Annotated in this window: 19 protein-coding genes and 1 pseudogene; 14 read left to right on the top strand and 6 right to left on the bottom strand. The window is 33.3% G+C overall.

From position 1 onward, the window contains the following. Positions 1-81 precede the first annotated feature (81 nt). Together atpD and QZZ51_RS01680 are read left to right on the top strand one after the other, a co-directional pair. Positions 82-1,590, top strand: a complete 1,509-nt coding sequence (gene atpD / locus QZZ51_RS01685) for a F0F1 ATP synthase subunit beta (RefSeq protein WP_291864994.1) — start codon at positions 82-84, stop codon at positions 1,588-1,590. A gap of 84 nt (positions 1,591-1,674) precedes the next feature. Continuing rightward, the gene (locus tag QZZ51_RS01680) at positions 1,675-1,953 is read left to right on the top strand and encodes a F0F1 ATP synthase subunit epsilon (RefSeq protein ID WP_291864991.1); all 279 of its coding nucleotides are present in this window, start codon (positions 1,675-1,677) and stop codon (positions 1,951-1,953) included. A 104-nt stretch (positions 1,954-2,057) separates the two neighbouring features. Here QZZ51_RS01680 and QZZ51_RS01675 read toward each other — a convergent pair whose 3' ends face one another. After that, positions 2,058-2,597: a GNAT family N-acetyltransferase gene (locus QZZ51_RS01675; protein ID WP_291864988.1), complete on the bottom strand. Its 540-nt coding sequence runs from the start codon at positions 2,595-2,597 to the stop codon at positions 2,058-2,060. A 130-nt stretch (positions 2,598-2,727) separates the two neighbouring features. Here QZZ51_RS01675 and QZZ51_RS01670 point away from each other — a divergent pair, with 130 nt between their 5' ends. The 5 genes from QZZ51_RS01670 to QZZ51_RS01650 all read left to right on the top strand — a co-directional run bounded on the left by QZZ51_RS01670 (position 2,728) and on the right by QZZ51_RS01650 (position 5,662). Further along, positions 2,728-3,306 (top strand): hypothetical protein, encoded by a 579-nt coding sequence (locus tag QZZ51_RS01670; protein ID WP_291864987.1) that lies wholly within the window; start codon positions 2,728-2,730, stop codon positions 3,304-3,306. Between the two features lie 9 nt (positions 3,307-3,315). Beyond that, the gene (locus tag QZZ51_RS01665) at positions 3,316-3,882 is read left to right on the top strand and encodes a hypothetical protein (RefSeq protein ID WP_291864985.1); all 567 of its coding nucleotides are present in this window, start codon (positions 3,316-3,318) and stop codon (positions 3,880-3,882) included. A 64-nt stretch (positions 3,883-3,946) separates the two neighbouring features. Continuing rightward, positions 3,947-5,104 (top strand): 8-amino-7-oxononanoate synthase, encoded by a 1,158-nt coding sequence (locus QZZ51_RS01660; RefSeq protein ID WP_291864982.1) that lies wholly within the window; start codon positions 3,947-3,949, stop codon positions 5,102-5,104. Position 5,105: 1 nt separating this feature from the next. Beyond that, positions 5,106-5,489 (top strand): DUF2007 domain-containing protein, encoded by a 384-nt coding sequence (locus QZZ51_RS01655; RefSeq protein WP_291864980.1) that lies wholly within the window; start codon positions 5,106-5,108, stop codon positions 5,487-5,489. 38 nt (positions 5,490-5,527) lie between these two features. After that, the gene (locus tag QZZ51_RS01650) at positions 5,528-5,662 is read left to right on the top strand and encodes an AAA family ATPase (RefSeq protein ID WP_291864977.1); all 135 of its coding nucleotides are present in this window, start codon (positions 5,528-5,530) and stop codon (positions 5,660-5,662) included. 182 nt (positions 5,663-5,844) lie between these two features. On the opposite strand, the gene QZZ51_RS01645 is transcribed toward QZZ51_RS01650, so the two are convergent. Further along, positions 5,845-7,338, bottom strand: a complete 1,494-nt coding sequence (locus tag QZZ51_RS01645; RefSeq protein WP_291864974.1) for a glycosyltransferase family 39 protein — start codon at positions 7,336-7,338, stop codon at positions 5,845-5,847. Positions 7,339-7,508: 170 nt separating this feature from the next. On the opposite strand from QZZ51_RS01645, the pseudogene QZZ51_RS01640 reads away from it, so the two are divergent. From QZZ51_RS01640 to QZZ51_RS01625, 4 genes and pseudogenes are all read left to right on the top strand, one after another. After that, a pseudogene (locus QZZ51_RS01640) lies at positions 7,509-7,739 on the top strand (beta-ketoacyl synthase); the annotation flags it as partial. Between the two features lie 69 nt (positions 7,740-7,808). Then, on the top strand, positions 7,809-8,387 hold the full coding sequence (locus QZZ51_RS01635) for a hypothetical protein (RefSeq protein ID WP_291864972.1): 579 nt from the start codon (positions 7,809-7,811) through the stop codon (positions 8,385-8,387). Between the two features lie 4 nt (positions 8,388-8,391). After that, the gene (locus QZZ51_RS01630; protein ID WP_291864969.1) at positions 8,392-9,834 is read left to right on the top strand and encodes a flotillin family protein; all 1,443 of its coding nucleotides are present in this window, start codon (positions 8,392-8,394) and stop codon (positions 9,832-9,834) included. A 21-nt stretch (positions 9,835-9,855) separates the two neighbouring features. Further along, positions 9,856-10,959 carry an AbiH family protein gene (locus tag QZZ51_RS01625; RefSeq protein ID WP_291864966.1) on the top strand — a complete coding sequence of 368 codons (1,104 nt, stop codon included), beginning with the start codon at positions 9,856-9,858 and terminating at the stop codon, positions 10,957-10,959. Between the two features lie 258 nt (positions 10,960-11,217). Here the strand turns inward: QZZ51_RS01625 and QZZ51_RS01620 are convergent, their stop codons facing one another. Further along, positions 11,218-12,714, bottom strand: a complete 1,497-nt coding sequence (locus QZZ51_RS01620; protein WP_291864963.1) for a PLP-dependent aminotransferase family protein — start codon at positions 12,712-12,714, stop codon at positions 11,218-11,220. 97 nt (positions 12,715-12,811) lie between these two features. Here QZZ51_RS01620 and QZZ51_RS01615 point away from each other — a divergent pair, with 97 nt between their 5' ends. Both QZZ51_RS01615 and bioB read left to right on the top strand, forming a co-directional pair. Next, a complete protein-coding gene (locus QZZ51_RS01615) occupies positions 12,812-14,644 on the top strand; it encodes a TonB-dependent receptor (RefSeq protein WP_291864961.1) in 1,833 nt (610 codons plus the stop codon). 166 nt (positions 14,645-14,810) lie between these two features. Beyond that, complete coding sequence (bioB, locus tag QZZ51_RS01610) at positions 14,811-15,893, top strand: biotin synthase BioB (RefSeq protein WP_291864959.1); 1,083 nt, start codon at positions 14,811-14,813, stop codon at positions 15,891-15,893. Here the strand turns inward: bioB and QZZ51_RS01605 are convergent, their stop codons facing one another. The 3 genes from QZZ51_RS01605 to QZZ51_RS01595 all read right to left on the bottom strand — a co-directional run bounded on the left by QZZ51_RS01605 (position 15,894) and on the right by QZZ51_RS01595 (position 18,511). Next, entirely contained in the window at positions 15,894-16,364 is a 471-nt protein-coding gene (locus tag QZZ51_RS01605) for a regulatory protein RecX (protein WP_291864957.1), read from the bottom strand. A 53-nt stretch (positions 16,365-16,417) separates the two neighbouring features. Continuing rightward, complete coding sequence (locus tag QZZ51_RS01600) at positions 16,418-17,965, bottom strand: ribonuclease E/G (protein ID WP_291864954.1); 1,548 nt, start codon at positions 17,963-17,965, stop codon at positions 16,418-16,420. Positions 17,966-18,220: 255 nt separating this feature from the next. Continuing rightward, a complete protein-coding gene (locus tag QZZ51_RS01595) occupies positions 18,221-18,511 on the bottom strand; it encodes an HU family DNA-binding protein (RefSeq protein ID WP_013306152.1) in 291 nt (96 codons plus the stop codon). 126 nt (positions 18,512-18,637) lie between these two features. Between QZZ51_RS01595 and mutY the strand changes: the two genes are divergently transcribed. Beyond that, entirely contained in the window at positions 18,638-19,684 is a 1,047-nt protein-coding gene (gene mutY, locus QZZ51_RS01590) for an A/G-specific adenine glycosylase (protein ID WP_291864939.1), read from the top strand. Positions 19,685-19,701: the final 17 nt, after the last annotated feature.

Here is a 19,701-nt window from a genome sequence, read left to right as displayed (position 1 = left end):
GAAAAACATATCTTTGCAGCCTGAAAAACAAAGGATTTAATGCAATAAGGTTAAGTCTAAATAAACATAAACACGTAGATAATGTCTAAAGTTACAGGTAAAGTTTCCCAAATAATTGGGCCAGTGGTTGATGTAGAATTTCAATCCGGAGCAGACCTTCCAAAAATTTACGATTCATTGGAAATCACTAATAAAGATAATTCTATACTTGTTTTAGAAGTACAGTCTCATGTTGGTGAAAACACCGTACGTACCATTTCTATGGATTCTACGGATGGTCTTAGTAGAGGTACAGAAGTATTATCTACGGGTAGTGCTATTCAAATGCCAATAGGAGATGACGTTTACGGACGTTTATTTAATGTAATTGGTGATGCAATTGATGGATTAGGAGATTTGCCTAAAGCAGGTAAAGATGGACTTCCAATTCACAGAGATGCGCCAAAATTTGAAGACCTCACTACTACAACAGAAGTGTTGTTTACAGGAATTAAAGTAATAGACCTTATTGAGCCTTATGCAAAAGGAGGTAAAATTGGTTTATTTGGTGGAGCCGGAGTTGGTAAAACCGTATTAATTCAAGAATTAATTAACAACATTGCAAAAGGACACGGTGGTTTATCTGTTTTTGCAGGAGTAGGAGAACGTACTCGTGAAGGAAACGATTTATTACGTGAGATGTTAGAGTCTGGTATTATAAAATATGGTGATGATTTCATGCATTCTATGGAAGAAGGCGGATGGGATTTGTCTAAAGTAGACAAAGAAATCATGAAAGAATCTAAGGCAACTTTTGTTTTCGGACAAATGAATGAGCCACCAGGAGCACGTGCACGTGTTGCACTTTCTGGATTAACAATAGCAGAGTATTTCCGTGATGGAGCAGGAGAAGGACAAGGGAAAGATGTACTTTTCTTTGTAGATAATATCTTCCGTTTTACGCAAGCAGGTTCAGAGGTGTCGGCATTATTAGGTCGTATGCCATCTGCGGTAGGTTACCAACCAACATTGGCAACAGAAATGGGTGCAATGCAAGAACGTATTACATCAACTAAAAGAGGTTCTATTACATCTGTACAAGCGGTTTACGTACCTGCAGATGATTTAACGGATCCAGCACCAGCAACTACGTTTGCTCACTTAGATGCAACAACAGTATTGTCTCGTAAAATTGCAGAGTTAGGTATTTACCCAGCGGTAGATCCATTAGATTCTACTTCTAGAATTTTATCAGCAGAAATTTTAGGGAAAGATCACTATGGTTGTGCTCAAAGAGTAAAAGAATTATTGCAACGTTATAAAGAATTGCAAGATATTATTGCCATATTAGGTATGGAAGAATTATCTGAAGAAGATAAATTAGCAGTAGGTAGAGCAAGACGTGTACAACGTTTCTTATCTCAACCATTCCACGTAGCAGAGCAGTTTACTGGTCTTAAAGGGGTATTGGTAGATATTAAAGAAACTATTAAAGGATTTAATATGATTATGGATGGTGAGTTAGATCACTTGCCAGAATCTGCATTTAACCTTAAAGGTACTATTGAAGAAGCTATTGAAGCTGGTGAGAAAATGTTAGCGGAAGCATAAATAAGTTGACAGTTGATAGTAGTTTGTTTTCGGTTTACCAAAAACACCATCAGCCATCAGCCATCAACCAATAACTAAAAAGAAATGTATTTAGAAATTGTATCACCAGAGGCAACTTTATTTGCAGGAGAAGTAACTTCAGTTACGGTTCCAGGTATAAATGGAGAGTTTGAAATGTTAAATGATCACGCACCTATTGTTTCTTTATTACAAGGAGGTAATGTTAAGGTAGATGGTAATATAACTATAGAAGAGGAGTACCAGAGTAAATTCTCTAAAGACGATAAAGGGAGAACTATTTTGCCAATTATAAGTGGCACAATAGAAATGAAGGATAATAAAGTTATTGTATTAGCGGACTAAATTGCTACTATAAAACGTTAAAAAAGCCATACATAATTGTATGGCTTTTTTTGTATCTATTGCAAATTGTGTTTTGAGTTTGCTTTTTTTAAACAAAGGATTGCTTAATTATTTTTTAAAATAATTAGCTCCCAATCTTGTCCTAAAGAATGGTATGTTTTTAAATGTTTAAAACCAACGGCTCGATGAGCATTTATGGAACGGATATTTTTAGCATCTACTTCTGTAATAATGGAGGCGTATTCATTCCGTATAGCTACTTTCATTGTTGTATATAAGTTTCTAAATACTCCTTTTCCACGAAAATCTTTATCTATACAAATTTGCCCCATTACCATATAATTTTCTGGTTTTGGAATTAAAGAATTTATTTCTAAAAACATTGGTTTTAAAAGAGGAATTTTGTTACTGAAGGTTGGGTGCATGCTTAAAGCATATCCAATTACTGCATTATTTGCTTTAGCAATAATATGGGGGCATACAACATTCATTTCTTGTAGAATACTTAGGGTGTGGGAAGCCGAAACAAAACCCTGTTGTAGCCTGTTTTCATTAGTTAAGTTGGCATATAAGTTTTTCCTTTGCAAGGAAATTATTTGTTGTAACTCGATTGTAGCTGACGCTTTGTGGTATGTAATCTTCATTAGGATAAAAATATTATTTTATCAAAACATTACTGTTATATAACAGTCTGTATCCTTGTCAATTTAAAGATAGGGTTTAAAAAGCAACCATTACCAAATATAGTATCTTACATGAAATTAGTAATTTAGAATGAAGAATTTTTGGATAGTATTTGCGCTATTATTTTCTGTTAGCCTGTTTTCTCAAGAAGAAGAGGAGGAAATTTATAAAAATCAATTCTCGGGTAATTTAAGTTATTTGCTCCTAGGAAGTCCAGAGCTTAATTATGAGAGAACTCTAAACAAGTATTTTACTGTGGGTGTGGGAGGAGTTATATATAGTAATGCCCATCAGAAACTCAATTTGAAAACTGCAGAGGAATATAGCAATTACAAAGTAAATTATGAGATAAATCCTTATGCACGTTTGTATGTAAATGGAACCCAAAAAAGGAGTCATTTTTTCGAAATTTTTGGCAGTTATAATAGGGCAGAAACCGATAGTGGTCTTCAAAGAAGTAATAACGCTTCTGGATATGGCGTTTATGATTATGGTACTCGAAATATTGAAAATGTAGGCCTTGGTGCTGGTTATGGGTATCGTTTTTTAGCATTCCATAAAAGAATGTCTATGGAAGCTCAAATTGGTATACGGACAAATTTTGAAGATGTTTTGCTTTTTGATGTTGGTTTGGTTAGAACGGGTATAAAAGTTGGGTATAGATTTTAAAAAGAAATAATGAAAAAAGTAATTGTAAGTATTTCAATTTTGTTTTTAGCTGTTTTGGGGATGCAGTGCTCTCCACCAGATGATGATGTGTATTGGAATAATGTGGAGGTAGATATAAAAGACGCTATAAAAGTAGAAAACAAAGTAAGCTATGTGGTGGGTGATACGCTATTTTTTGAACTAAATTTTAGTAGATACTTACCAGAAGAGGGGTATTCTAGCCTTTTGGATTTATACGAAACATCTGGAGTAGATGAGTTCTCCTATAATTTTGAAGTGCGTAAATATTCTGCTTTTTCGGATGATTACGTGGGTGTAAATATAGACGAGCAATATATAATTGCAGAAAAAGGGATGATTAGTTATTATAGCCAGCCAGCTGCAATTTTAAATAACGACACGGATATGTACGAATCAAGGATAGGGGTTATTCTAATAGAAGAAGGAGATTATCAATTAGATTTTGACTATATGTATATTTCAAGTGTTTATAACACAGATAAACCCACAGTTGGAATAAACCATACCATAACTAAAAACAACCCTTTATTTTTAAATTTTACAGTATCTAAATAAAAATATTTGTAATATGTGTGTTTTAGTAGTGTTACAAAACAAGAAAAGATAGTAAATTTGGGGCATGCGTAATTTCCCCTCTAATTTAGATGCCAAATTAAAAAAGAGAGAGCAAGAAGATGCTCTTAGAAGCCTACCAACTAATGGTAATTTGGTTGATTTTTCTTCGAACGATTATTTAGGTTTCGCTACTAATGATACTTTGTACGCCAATACCTTCCAGTTATTATTAAATAAAGGTATTTCTCATAATGGAGCTACAGGTTCTAGGCTTATTTCTGGAAATCATAATTTGTATAAAGATTTAGAGGTAGATTTGCCTGCTTTTTTTAAGTCCGATAGTGCATTGGTATTTAACTCTGGTTATGATGCTAATTTGGGCTTTTTTAGTGCTGTACCGCAAAGAGGAGATATTATTTTGTTTGATGAGCTTATACATGCTAGCATTCGCGATGGTATTTTATTAAGTAATGCTAAAAATTATAAGTTTAAACATAATAGTCTAGCGGACTTAGAAGAAAAATTATCACAAGCTATTTCTAAAGAATTTACGGGTGAGGTTTATATCGTAACAGAATCTATTTTTTCTATGGATGGCGATTCTCCAGATATAGATGCATTACTAAAATTCACAAAGAAAAAAGGGTGTCATTTAGTGGTTGATGAAGCTCATGCTATAGGTGTTTTTGGCACTCAGGGAGAAGGTTTGGTACAACAAAACAAGGCATATAAAGAGGTGTTTGCTAGAATAGTAACTTTTGGTAAGGCTATGGGTTGTCATGGTGCAGCTGTTTTAGGGAGTGAGCGATTAAAGGTATATTTAATAAATTTTTCGCATAGTTTTATTTATACCACTGGTTTGCCTCCTCACTCTGTAGCTACTATTATGGCCGCCTTTAGATTTGTTACTAGTAATCAGGGGATAGAAGCAAGAAAGCTTCTGTTAGGGAACATAAGGCACTTTAAAAACAAGGCAAAAGATTTAAAATTACAGACTATATTTTTGCCTAGCGATTCTGCAATTCAATGTTGTCTTATCCCTGGAAATGAAAATGTAAAAAAGGTAGCAGCTAAATTACAAGACAAGGGTTTTAATGTAAAAGCAATTTTATCACCAACAGTCCCTGAAGGAGAAGAGAGGCTTCGTTTTTGTTTGCATGCTCAGAATTCTAAAGAGGAAATTGGTTTAGTGTTGCAAATATTAAGTGGTTGTTTAAAATAATATGGAAGAAAAATTTTACATCTTAGGATCGTTTGAGTTTGCAGCTGATGTGCAGATTATTAAAGGGAAATTAGAATCCGAAGGAATTCCTGTTTTTTTAAGAGATGAAAACACGTTAAACTCGGACCCGATAATTAGCAATGCTATTGGTGGAGTAAAACTACAAGTATACGCTAAGGATAAAGAACGGGCTCTGAAAATTTATAATGAAATACGTGCTTATGCAATAGATTGTGACGGAGATCCAATAAAATGCCCAAACTGTAAGGCAGAAAAATCAGATGTATATTACTCTCGCAAAGGAATATTTCACAAGCTATTTCCTTTTTTCGAAAAAAGAAAATACAAATGCCTTCAATGTGGTATGATAACTAAACCGGAATAAAGTTAGAAAATATTGTAGCTTCAGTAACAGATAATCATTTGGTTATTGAGGGAGCAGGCGGATTATTAGTTCCTTTGAATGATACAGATACGGTATTAGATATAATTAAACAGGAACATAAAGTAGTGGTTGTTTCTAGATGCTATCTGGGAAGTATTAATCCTACCTTATAGACAGTCTTTGCTCTGCAAGAAAAAAGTTTTAATGTGCCATAACTATTTAGTGAAGATGAGCACCCTACCACAGAAAATATTATTATAAAGAAAATAAGAGCTACTATTATAGGCCGAATCAACGAAGAGAAGGAATTTAATAAAGAAGTGATTTAGAAGTATGCAATTTGTTTAGAGATAAATTAATGTCCCTCTAAGCGTTGTAATATTTCTGCTCTTTCTACAGTAGATTTTAAAGTATAATGTTCGGAAAGGTAGGTGTCTATGTATTCGTTCTCTTCTAGTTCTTTTTTATCAAAAACCCTTTTACCCTTTCGTATTACCACAGTTTGCGGTTGTAATACTTCCATAATGTGTCGGAGTTCTTCTGTAGAGTCCTTTCTAGGGTTGTCATAAAAAGAAAAAAGCTCATCTCTGCATAAATTACTGGGGTGTGTTGCTGCCTTGGTTAGAGGCAGTTTTCCTAATTGCCAGTAACCAATATGGTATTCTAAAAAGAGAATGTTTTCGGTAGAAATATTATTATCTAAAATATATTTAGGTACAGAAATGCCCTCGCCATTGAAAAAAGTTCCTCTTTGTATTTTGTTTTTTATGATGTTTCCTATTTCTAAATAACTCTCCATGGGAAGCAGTACTAATGAAAAGAACACCAAAGTCTGGTAATTCCATTTTTTAAAAAAAGTAATCTTAGAAACTACAATTGCCACTAAAATGATAAAGATGGGATGTAATTGTATTAAATAGTGCCCATTAATTCTACCTCCTTTTATAAAAGAAACTAGTATTCCAAAGACAACTAATAGTAATAATTGAAGCTTTTTATTGCTAAAATTTAAAGACTTATTTTTCCAAGAAAAAAAGAAAAAAGTACCTATGATAATAAAAATCGGAGCCATTTTAAAAATAGAATATCTCCTTGCGTTAGTGTATTCTAATGGGGCCAGAATTACAGATTTCCACCATATTTCTGTATTTCCATGTATATAATATGGAATAATGGTTAAAAAAATAAGTAATATAATGCCCGTGCCAAAGGCAAAAGAATGAAGAAGCCCTTTACTAATGTTTTTGTTTTTTATTGCAATATATAAGGTATACAAACCAATTATAAGTACAGGGTAGGCCATATTTAGTTTGGTCATTACAGATAATCCAAATAGTAAACCTGCAATGGCGTGCCATTGCCATTGATTATAGCTAAGTACAATATAAAGGGCGGGCATAAAAAAGAACATGCATATATGTTCGGACATTACCCCTTGTAGGCTACCAAACATACTTAGTAGACACACACATAGAAAAGAAGCCCAAAAAGCTGTTTTTCTTGTGGTTAGTTGTATTGCAATTTTAAAGGTAAAAAAAGCTGTAATAGCAACAATTAAAACACCAACCGCTCTTATGGCAATAAAGCTTTTCCCAAAGGCAGCAATAATCCCAGCAAAGAAAATATAAGTAATAGGAGGTTTTAAATCCCAAAGCTCTGTATATGGCAGATGGCCTTCCACCCATGATTGACCTAAAAGAATAAAAGTACTTTCGTCTCTATCTATATAATCTCTGAAAAAAAAAGGAAAGCGTAGTACAAAAGAAATAGCAGAAAGTAATAAAAATACACTTCTGCTTTTTAATTGTGAATAATTAGGTGTTAATGTAGATATTACTGTTTTAAGCATCAAGTAGTATACGATTATTTCCCATCTTTGCAAGATAGATATAATACCAAATAATTTTCAAAAGGGCTGAAATAAATTTGAATTATTATTTGTTCAGATGAAATAGGAAATATAAGCGTAGCCTAAGTTACGGATCCATATGCATTGTTGGCTTCTAGAGAGGCTATTGAAAAGTTTTTTGTAACAAAGCAGCACATTTAACTACTAATAAATGGAAACTAGGGCATACTTTCGGAGCATCGGGCTCATTAAGTTTAAAATTTGCTGTGTTAATGTTAATACATTAAGAGTTTATAGGTGTTCCATTTGTAGAAAGTAGTCGCCAATCAAAAATGAATAAAATAATGGTAAATGCTGTTGGTTTTGGCGGTAATACTGTTTCTATTTTGCTTTCCAAATAAGAAAGATTTTTCTTATCCTTTTTCAAAAAATACTCTATCTTAGAATTACTAACCTAAATATTATAATTTATGGAAGAATGGTTTGCTGCGTTATCACTTTTTGAGAAGATTTATTGGTCTATTGCTGGGGTTTCCTCTGTTATTTTTATCATATTATTGATACTTACATTGGTAGGTGGTGATACCGATGGAATGGATGGCGATGTAGATGCGGAAATTGATGGTGATGCTGGAATAGGTTTTCAATTTTTAAGTTTTAAAAATTTAATGGGTTTCCTTACTATTTTTGGATGGTCTGGAATTTCTTGTTTAGATGGGGGTTTATCTAAAACACTAACCGTAATAATATCTATTGTTTGTGGATTGCTTATGATGCTAGCAATGGCTTCAATATTTTATTATTTGGGAAAACTGCAAAGTAGCGGAACTTTAAAATTAAACAACGCACTGAATCAAATCGGGGAAGTGTATTTAACGATAGGGAATAAAAGGTCTAAAATTGGTAAAGTGAGTATTACAGTGCAGGGTACTTTGCGAGAATTAGATGCTTTAACCGAAGAAAAAAGAGACCTCGTCCAAGGAGATGTGGTTAAAGTAAAAGAGGTTACTAATAACGGAATATTAATTGTTGAACTATTAAATAAATAACTATATGCTATTATTACCATTACAATTAGGAGGAAGTGCTACATTGCTTACTTTGGGCTTTGCTGTTCTTTTCTTTTTTATCATTATTATTTCATTTATACGTAGGTATAAGCGTTGCCCATCGGATCGTATTTTAGTGGTCTATGGTAAAGTTGGCGATGGCAATTCTGCAAAATGTGTACACGGTGGAGCCGCTTTTATTTGGCCAGTTATTCAAGATTATGAGTTTTTAGATTTAACGCCTATATCTATAGAAGTAAACTTAATAAATGCATTGAGTAAGCAGAATATTAGAGTAAATGTACCTTCTAGGTTTACTATTGGTGTTTCTACAGAACCAGGTATTATGCAAAACGCAGCAGAACGTTTGTTAGGCTTGGGGCAAAATGAGATTCAAGACTTAGCACAAGAGATTATTTTTGGTCAATTACGTTTGGTTGTAGCTTCTATGGATATTGAAGAAATTAACTCGGATAGAGATAAATTTTTGACTAACATTTCTAAAAGTGTGGAGTCAGAACTTAAGAAAGTGGGACTTAAATTAATCAACGTAAATATTACAGATATTGTAGATGAATCTGGATATATTGAGGCGCTTGGTAAAGAGGCCGCAGCACACGCAATAAATGCAGCGCGTAAATCGGTAGCAGAAAAGACTAGAGATGGTTCTATTGGAGAAGCTAATGCAGTACAAGATGAAAGAACACAAGTAGCTGCTGCTAACGCACAGGCTGTGGAAGGGGAAAATATTGCAAAAATTAATGTAGCCAACTCCGATTCCTTACGTAGGCAAAGAGAAGCAGAAGCAGAAAGAGTGGCTATTGCTTCGGAAAAAGTGCAATCTGCCAAAGCATTAGAAGAATCTTACGCAGCAGAACAAAATGCGGAAGTTGCTAGAGCAGAAAGAGAAAGAAGTTCTCAAATGGCAGATATTATTGTTCCTGCAGAAATTGATAAAAAGAAAGTAGAGATAGATGCAGAAGCGGATGCGGAAAGAACTCGTAGAATAGCAAAAGGAGAGGCGGATGCCATACTTTTTAAAGCGCAAGCAGAAGCAAAAGGTATGTATGAGGTGTTAACGAAGCAAGCTGCTGGTTTAGAACAGATTGTAAAAGCAGCAGGGGATAGTCCTAAAGATGCTGTTCTATTGTTAGTTGCTGACAAGTTGCCAGAATTAGTAAGAACGCAGGCCGAAGCTATTAAGAATATTAAAATTGATAAGGTTACTGTGTGGGATTCTGGAGCAAAAACTGCTGATGGTAAGGGATCTACAGCTAACTTTATTTCTGGAATGTATAAATCTGTTCCTCCATTGCAGGAAATGTTTAATATGGCTGGAATGCAATTACCAGAATATTTAAAAGGAAAAGATATTGTTGATGGTGCTGTTGCAGTGGAAGATGGGTCTAACAAAAAAGAAGCATTAAAAGACGATGCGGAAGAATAGTTAAATATTTTTGAAAATATTATGGCTAAAAATGGTCAAATGAATAGGCTTGTATTATTAGGGAACGGTTTTGATTTGGCGCACGGTCTCAAAACAAGCTACAAGGATTTTATTTTTGATTATTTTAAAAAGGCAATTATTATTTTTCATGAGAAAGACTCTTATGAAGATCAATTGTTTGAGTTGTCATATGCAAGCAGCTATATGTTTACTTCTGATTTTGAATTAATAATTAATAATTTCGATGATATTAGAGAACACATTAAAAATCTCAAATCATCTAAAATTTCAAGTATGGTAAAGGTGAATGTTATATTTCATTCACCTTTTTTTGAATTTCTTTATACAAAACTCACTGATTTAAATTGGGTAGATATTGAAGCTAGTTATTTTCAATATTTAATTATTATAAAAGAAAAAAAGGAAGCAGTTGAAAAGTTAAATTCCCAGTTTACCTTTATTGGAATAAAACTGAATGAATATTTAATTAGCCTTAAAATATCTGAAGTTAACTTTTTTGGTAAAGTTTATTCAAATCTTTTTTCGCAAAAGATAATTAGAGACGATATTGTAATTAATACTTTGGATCAAGATTTGGATCCAGCAGCTATTTATTTTTTAAATTTTAACTATACTGATACTGTAGGTAATTATTTAAAAAATATTTCAAACCAAGATATTGTAAAGCATAATTATATACATGGCGAATTAGAGGTTAAAGAGAATCCAATAATATTTGGATTTGGAGATGAGTTAGATGAAAACTATCTTAAGTTTGAAAATAAGAAAAACAATAGTCTTTTTACTCATATTAAATCTTTTAAGTATTCTCAGACTCAAAATTATCATGATTTGATAAGATTTATTGAATCAAATGATTTTCAGGTATTTGTTATTGGACATTCTTGTGGTTTGTCAGATAGGACTATGTTAAATGAAATATTCGAGCATGATAATTGTAAATCTATTAAGATTTTTTATCATAAAAGGGCTGATGGTTCGGATGATTTTACAGACAAGACTTATGAAATATCTAGACATTTTAAGGATAAAGGCCTTATGAGGAAGAAATTAGTTCCAAAAGAGAAATCTCAACCCATGCCAAAACCGAGAAAGATTGGATAAAGAATTAGAAGACAATTTTTAAAGTAGATATAAACCTAGTTGCAGTGAAAAGCAACTAGGTTTATATTATGGAATAAAGGTATTCGCTAAAAAAATTAAACTACTACTATGAGAGGTGTCAGGAAAATAAAATGATGGTAATTTTACCTTTTAAATAACAATGGAAAGATTTTAAGTTATTAGCGGTTGATTGTTCGAGAATTACACTTCCTATTACTAAAGAGTTCAAAATATATTGCGAGACTAAAAACAGTCCTATTAAAGATTAATAACCTTATTATAAGCACTTTTCAACTTCTTAATTACAATTTCGATTTCTTCTTCATTTAATTGCCCAAAGCCAAAACGTATAGCACAGGTATTTTTATCTTGATATAAAATAGTTTTTGGTAGAAATAAATCTAATTTTTCGGCTTCCTCAGCAAGTTTCACTAAGGATATTGTTTCTACAAATTGCAACCATATTGCCAAACCACCTAAGGGCATTTCCCAAGTTGTAATACCTTCAAAATAAAAATTTAAAAAATGGCATAAACTATCGCGACGCTGTTTGTAAGTGACTATGTTTTTTTTCTTAAGTCTATATATTTCGCCTTCAGAAATAAGTTCAGAAAGCATTTGTTCTTGTATTAAATCTCCTTGTTTATCCAATAATTGCAAATAGTTTTTAGCTTCAGAAATCAAGTTTTCTGGCGCTACTACAAAGCCCGTGTGGAAACTTGGAAATAACGACTGCCCTAGCTTGCCCAAATAAATAACCATTCCGTTGGCATCTGCACTTGCCATTGGTAACATTGCAGACCCGTCAAACTGAAAATCGTAGTCGTAATCATCTTCTATAATGGCAAATCCATGCGTTTTTGCTAATTGCAATAATTGTAATCGTCGTTTTGCGCTCAACGTTACAGTTGTAGGATAATCTCTATTGGCACAAACATACACACAGCGTATACTTCCTTTTACAAAATGCGTTTTTATATACTCTATATTTAGACCTTCACTATCTACAGGAATTGTTCTAATCGCTGCGCCAGCTTGTTGAAAAATCATATTAGCTGCATAATTACTCAATTGCCCAACCAACACTAAATCATCGTGTTTAATTAATAATTGAGAAACTATGTACAGGCTCATTTCTGTGCTACGTGTATTTACTAAATTATTTGGTTTTATATGAAATCCTCGTGTTGCGTTTAAATAATTACAAAGTTGTGTGCTAAAAACCGAAGGAGTTAAAGCACTTGTTCTATTCCATTTATTAATTAATGGTTTCCGTTTCATTGCTGCACTGTACCATCTAGAAAACTGGTACACGGGATGTAAACGTAAATCTGGTTTACCATCGCTTATTGTGTATTTTGATGAAGTTTCTTCTGTTGTTGAAGCCAAATGAAAGGACTGTTGAAAAGGAAAACCAGCTACTTTTGGATACGTATAAGCCTGATGAATAAGCTGAGCTGTTGCTTTAATTTTCACTGTAGATTCCTCTGGAACCAAAACAAAAGTCCCTTTATTAGCAATAATATCTACCCAACCTTGTGAAGCCAATTCTTCGTAAATAGCAACAGCTGTATTGCGATGAATGTTTAACAACTGACTTAAAATACGTGTTCCAGGTAGCTTACCGCCTTTTTCTAAATAGCCACGTTGTATCGCATTTATAATTTGTTGTGCTACTTGTATATAAACAGGTTGTACAATCGTTTTGTCGAATGTGACAAGTTGTTTTAATATATCGCTAACCGGACTATTCATTGTTTTAAAACTGGACTAGTTTAATCGTCCGGAAAGTTACGACTTTTACAGAATAAAATTAAATGATGCAATAACAACTATTGCAAAACTAAAATAGATGAAAAATACAGTCTTACTTTTTACATTTTTACTAATTAGCGCATTTCAGTTACATGCGCAACAAGAACAACCTATAATAAAAATCGATACTTTAAGTGAAGTTGTAGTTACTTCAACTCGAATTGATTTACCCTTCAAAGAAAATTCTAGAACCATAAATATTATTACAGCAACGGATATTAAAAATAGTTCAGCCGTTACCATTGCAGATTTATTACAGCAAGTTGCTGGTGTAGACATTAGAAGACGTGGCACTGGCGGGAGTCAGGCTGATTTGTTTATTAGAGGTGGGGGTTTTGACCAAACACTCTTATTAATTGATGGTATTAAAATGGACGATGCACAAACAGGTCATCATTCCATGAATGCTTCTTTACCGCTAGAGGTTATTGCGCGCATAGAAATTATAAAAGGACCTGCGGCTAGAGTTTTTGGGCAGAACGCTTTTACAGGTGCCATTAATATTGTCACTAAATCTAACTTAAATAATTCTGTTACTGCAAATCTTCAAGCTGGTTCTTTTGGTCAGCTTAATGGTTCTGTAACCGTTGGGTCAGAATTAGAGAATTCAATACATATTTTTCATGCTGGGAAAATGACTTCTGATGGTTACCGTAATAATTCAGATTATGATAATTCAAATTATTTCTTAAAAAGTGTTTTCAACAAAAAAGCACAACCTATTGAAATGATAGCGACTTTTTTCGATAAAAAATTTGGTGCTGAAAATTTCTACACTACCAATGTTACGTTTAATGAATACGAAGAAACTCAAAACAGTTTATTAGCATTTACGACTAAATTTCAATCAGAAAAGTTTAAAATTCAACCAAGAATCTACTGGAAACGTAATCAAGATATGTTTCTTTTAAGACGTTCTGATCCTGGGTTTTATAGAAACTTTCATATTTCGAATAAAATTGGAGCTGAAGCCAATGCGTCTTATAAGTCAGAATTGGGTGAGACTGGTTTTGGAATCGATATGTCTAAAACGTATTTACGAAGTAATAATTTAGGCAAGCGTAATCGTTTTATGACGACGCTATTTTTAGAACACAGATTTCAGTTAATTGATAACCGATTAGACATTACACCTGGTGTTGCTATGACGTATTTTTCAGATTTTAAATTTAATGCATTTCCTGGGTTAGATGTTGGTTTTGATATCAGCGATAACTTAAAAGCTTATGGAAATATTGGTTACACCTATAGAATTCCTACCTACACGGATTTGTATTACAGTGACCCAAGCACTCAGGGGAATTCAGATTTAGAACCAGAAGAAGCTTTTGCACAAGAAATTGGAATTAAATACAATACACCAAAATTCACGGCAACTTTAGCCGTTTTTAATAGAGATGCCGATAACCTAATAGATTACAGTAGACCTAATATAGACGAAGGTGTTTTTACAGCAACCAACATTACAGAAGTGAACACCAAAGGGTTTGAATTTGATGCTGCTTATAATTTTAAGCTGAATAACTTCAACCAAACTTTAGCAATCGGTTATGCTTTTTTAGATGATAATATTTTAGACCAAAACGAAGCATTATCGCGTTACTCTCTAAACACATTGAAACATCATTTTACAACACGATGGAGTACCAAACTATTCAAAAACGTGAGTCAGAATATTGTTTACAAATACGCTGAACGTACCACAGGACAAACGTACAATGTTTGGGATGCTTCTATTGTAATGAAATTAAAACAAGTTGAATTATCCATAACGGCAAGTAATATTTTTGATGCCGAATACATTGAGTCTGGATTTACACCAATGCCACCAAGTAATGTGTTATTTGGATTGCGTTATAGTTTTAAATAACAATCTTACTTTCCTACTTTAAATTTATCTGCTCACTTTTACTTTGTTAGTGAGCAGTTTTGGTTTCTAAAAAACTTTCTAACTAAAATAGTTTTGTAAAAAATGAAGTTTGAAGCCCATTTAGACGAGAAGAACACAATTCATAAATCTGTAATTTTAGAAGAATTTGAATCAAATAAGACATAACTGGACAAAAGAAGAAATTTTAGAGATTTACAATAAACCGTTAATGGAGTTGCTGTATGAGGCGGCAACTATACATCGTGTAAATCATGACCCTAATGAGGTTCAGGTTTCTGCCTTATTATCTATAAAAACGGGCGGTTGTTCTGAAGATTGTGGGTACTGTCCACAAGCCGCTCGTTATAATACAGATATTGAGGGTAATGATTTAATGTCAGTTTCTCATGTTAAGGCGCAAGCTTTAAGAGCAAAATCTTCTGGTAGTTCTAGGGTTTGTATGGGTGCTGCTTGGCGTAATGTTAAAGATGGACCAGAGTTTGATCAAGTGTTAGAAATGGTACGCACCATTAATAAGTTAGATATGGAAGTTTGTTGTACTTTAGGTATGGTAACAGAAAATCAGGCAAAACGTTTATCAGAAGCGGGCTTATACGCTTACAATCATAATTTAGATACCTCTGAAGATTATTATAAAGATGTAATTTCTACGCGTGCTTTTGAAGATCGCTTAGAAACTATTGACCACGTAAGAAAAAGTAATATCACTGTTTGTAGTGGTGGTATTATTGGTATGGGAGAAAAGTTAGAAGATAGGGCTGGAATGTTAGTAGCACTTTCTTCTCTAGATCCGCAACCAGAATCTACTCCCATTAATGCATTAGTTCCTGTAGAAGGTACTCCAATGGAGGATATTGCGCCAATAGAAATATGGGAAATGATACGTATGGTAGCAGCTACTAGAATTGTTATGCCAGAAACACAAGTAAGATTGTCTGCTGGGCGTACAGAAATGAGTAGAGAAGGCCAGGCACTTTGTTTCTTTGCAGGTGCTAATTCTATTTTCGCTGGGGATAAGTTACTAACAACACCAAATCCGGATGTAAATGAGGATATGGCCATGTTTGAAGTTCTTGGCTTGAATCCACAAAAACCATTTACTAAATCTTCACAACCGAAAACGGTAGAAGCAGAAGATTCAAAAATAGCAGCCTTAGGAGAAAAACCAAAATGGTCTAGACCAGATTATAAAATTGAAAGAAACGAAGCTGCAAAAGCTAAGGCTTAATTAAATAAGCTCTTGTAATTTCTGGTAGACTAAATGACTTTCCCATCCACGGTAAAGCAAATAGTCTGCGAGCTTTTTTTTCTTTTTCTGAATGTTGGTTTCGTTAATTTGTGTTAGTCTTTTTTTAGCTAAAAAATCTAAGGTTTCTAAGTATGCATCTTCCTCTATTTCTCTTAAAGCAATAGTAATGTTGTATTTAGTTATTTGGCGTTGTTTAAGTTCGTTGACAATGCGGTTTTTCCCCCATTTTTTAATTCTAAACTTACCTCGGGCAAAGCTTTTTGAAAATCGTTCTTCATTAAGATAATTTTCTTGAATAAGATGCCCTATGATTTGATTAGAGGCTTCTGGAATCATACCCATATTCCGTAATTTGGTTTCTACTTCTTTATGGCAACGGTCTTGGTAGGCGCAGTAACTTTCCAATTTTTTGGTAGCATCAGTTACAGAATAGAATTTTTTGTTGTCCATGGCACAAATGTATAAAACAAAAAAAAGCGACTCCGTTTATGAAGTCGCTTTTTTTAATATATGGTTTTTCCGTCTTTATTTTTAAAACGGTACTCTAAATACGTATATGCATCTCGAGGTTGTATTTTAATCCATCTTTTGTGTTCTAAAAACCACTTAGAACGTATGGAAGGAAAGCCTTTGGTAAGGTATGCTGCTATAAAAGGATGAATGTTTAGCGTTATGCTATTTCCTTTTGCAGGTCCCTTTAGGACTTTCTCTAATGCAAAATTAATTTTGTCTATTAAAACTATAGGAGCTTCGACTTCCTTTCCAGAACGGTTAGGGTCTTCCTCAGTAGTTTTAATATTCATTTCTGGTCGTACCCTTTGCCTTGTAATTTGGATTAATCCAAATTTACTAGGAGGTAAAATTTTATGCTTAGCACGGTCGTCTTTCATCTCATCTCTAAGATGATCAAAAAGTTTTTTTCGATGCGGTGCTTTTACCATATCAATAAAATCGACCACTATAATACCACCCATATCTCGCAAACGTAATTGTCTTGCAATTTCGGATGCTGCTAAAAGATTTACTTCTAAGGCTGTATCTTCTTGATTTTTGGCCTTGTTAGAGCGATTACCGCTATTAACATCTACAACATGTAATGCTTCTGTATGTTCTATAATTAAATAGGCTCCTTTGCTCATTGAAGCAGTTCGGCCAAAAGACGTTTTTATTTGTCTTTCAATTCCGAATTTCTCAAAAATAGGAACAGGAGAAATATGTTGTTTAACAATAGATTCTTTAGCAGGTGCAATCTCTTGAACGTAATCTTTAATTTGATTATAAAGCGTTTCATCATCTACAAATACTCCTGTAAAAGAATCATTAAATACATCTCTAAGAATAGAAGAAGCTCGGTTGAGCTCTACTAAAACTTTAGATGGTGTTGGTGCTTTATGTAATTTTGTACACATTGTGGACCATTTGCCCAGCAAGTTTTCTAAATCTTTGTCTAATTCTGCTACTTTTTGTCCTTCGGCAACTGTACGAATGATAACTCCAAATCCTTTAGGTTTAATACTGCGTACTAACCTTTTAAGTCTGTCTTTTTCTTCTGAGCTCGCAATTTTCTGAGAAACAGATACACGGTCAGAGAAAGGAACCATTACTAGATAGCGCCCAGCAATTGATAATTCTGAGCTTATTCTTGGTCCTTTAGTGGATATGGGTTCTTTTACAATTTGCACTAATATTGATTGATTGGCCTTTATAACATCTGTTATTACGCCATGTTTATCAATATCTTTTTCGGTTGGAAAGTTTTTTAGGGAAAAGTCTTGAAGTTTCCCTGTGCTTACTTGTTTAGTGAATTTTAACATAGAAGAAAGCTGCGGTCCAAGGTCATGATAATGCAAAAAAGCATCTTTCTCATAGCCTACATTTACGAATGCAGCGTTAAGGCCAGTAACGGGTTTTCTTATTTTAGCAATAAATATATCGCCAACAGAGAAATCGTTCTTTTCTTCTTCTTTATGTAATTCAGTAAGTTTTCCATCCTTTAATAAGGCAAAGTCAACGGAATCAGAGCTTGATCTTACGATTAATTCTCTATTCACCTGAATTTATTTATATCAGTCTGTTTTAAAAACAGATAGATGGTTTGTATAATGCCATAAACAGGTCATAAATAACCTGCCGAAGTTATTGTTAACTTCTATGCCAATGAACGCAAATAAAAAGAAAAAGTAGTTTAAAACTACTTTTTCTTGTGTCTGTTAGCTCTTCTACGCTTCTTGCGTTTGTGGGTAGCTACCTTATGTCTTTTTCTTTTCTTACCGCTCGGCATAAAATTTTATTTAAAGATTATTTTTTTATTTAACTTGTACGTTGCTCTTAACACCTTCAACAAAAACCTTTGCAGGTTTAAAGGCTGGGATATTATGAGCTGGTATTTTTATTGTCGTATTCTTAGATATATTTCTACCAGTTTTTTCGGCTCTTGTTTTAATAATAAAACTTCCAAAACCTCTTAAGTAAACATTATCTCCACTTTCTAAAGAAGTCTTTACTTCTTCCATGAAAGATTCTACCGTTGCCTGTACATCTCCTTTTTCAATTCCCAGTTTATCTGAGATTTTCGATACAATTTCCGCTTTCGTCATCTTGAATTTTAGATTTTCTGTATGTTTTTTCGGGATGCAAATATATACATTAAATTGAATATTTTACCTTAAAGAACTAATTTTAAGTATTTAAACTAGTACTTTTATAGTTTACTATTCATTATCATGCTCTTTTCCCACAAAATTCTTCTTTGGTATGCCCAAAACAAAAGGACTCTTCCATGGAGAGGAAGCCGAGATCCCTATAAAATTTGGTTGTCAGAGATTATGTTACAGCAGACAAAAGTTGCACAAGGAACACCATATTACCTTAAGTTTGTTAGCACTTTTCCTACAGTTTTTGATTTGGCGAGTGCCCCCCAAGAGAAAGTTTTAAAGCTTTGGCAAGGATTAGGGTATTATTCTCGTGCAAGAAATCTACATGAAGCTGCAAAAACTGTTGTTTTAGATTATGAAGGCAAGTTTCCAGAGACCTATAAAGAGTTGATAAAATTAAAAGGTGTTGGAGACTATACGGCAAGTGCTATTGCTTCTATTTGTTTTGATGCTCCAGAAGCTGTAGTAGATGGGAATGTCTATAGGGTGCTTTCTCGTTATTTTGGCATAGATATCCCTATTAATAGTACTAAAGGTGTTGCGTACTTTAAGAATTTAGCAAAACAACTTATAGATAGAGAAGATATAAGAGACTATAATCAAGGGATAATGGAATTTGGGGCTATACAATGTGCACCTAAAAAACCAAAGTGTATGGATTGTCCTTTGCGAGATAGTTGTATAGCTTTAAAAGACAATAGGGTGCCTTTTTTACCGGTTAAAATAAATAAGACTAAGGTTAAGAAGCGCTACTTTAATTATGTAGTGCCTATTAATGATGGAGAAACAAAAGAAAGATATACGGTGCTAAACCAAAGAATAGGAAAAGGAATTTGGCAAGAATTATGGGAGTTTCCACTTATAGAAACAGAAAAAGAGGTTGTGGAAAGTGAAATTGAAAAGGATATACCAAATCTCTTGAATATAAATTCGGACTTTAGAATACGTATATATAAAGATACGGTAGTGCATAAACTTTCTCACCAGCATTTATATACCAAATTTTGGATTATAGAAACTCAAAGCAAGTTAGAAAAAGGGGTTAAAGTAAGTGATCTAGAAAAATATGCAGTACCAGTTTTAATCGCAGACTTTATTAAAACATTTAAATTTTAGTACTTTTGATTATTAGA

Source organism: Maribacter sp., assembly GCF_016744255.1.
Taxonomy (GTDB): Bacteria; Bacteroidota; Bacteroidia; order Flavobacteriales; family Flavobacteriaceae; genus Maribacter_B.
Note: the sequence above shows the minus strand (reverse complement) of the source record. Positions and strands in the feature narration are given on the sequence as shown.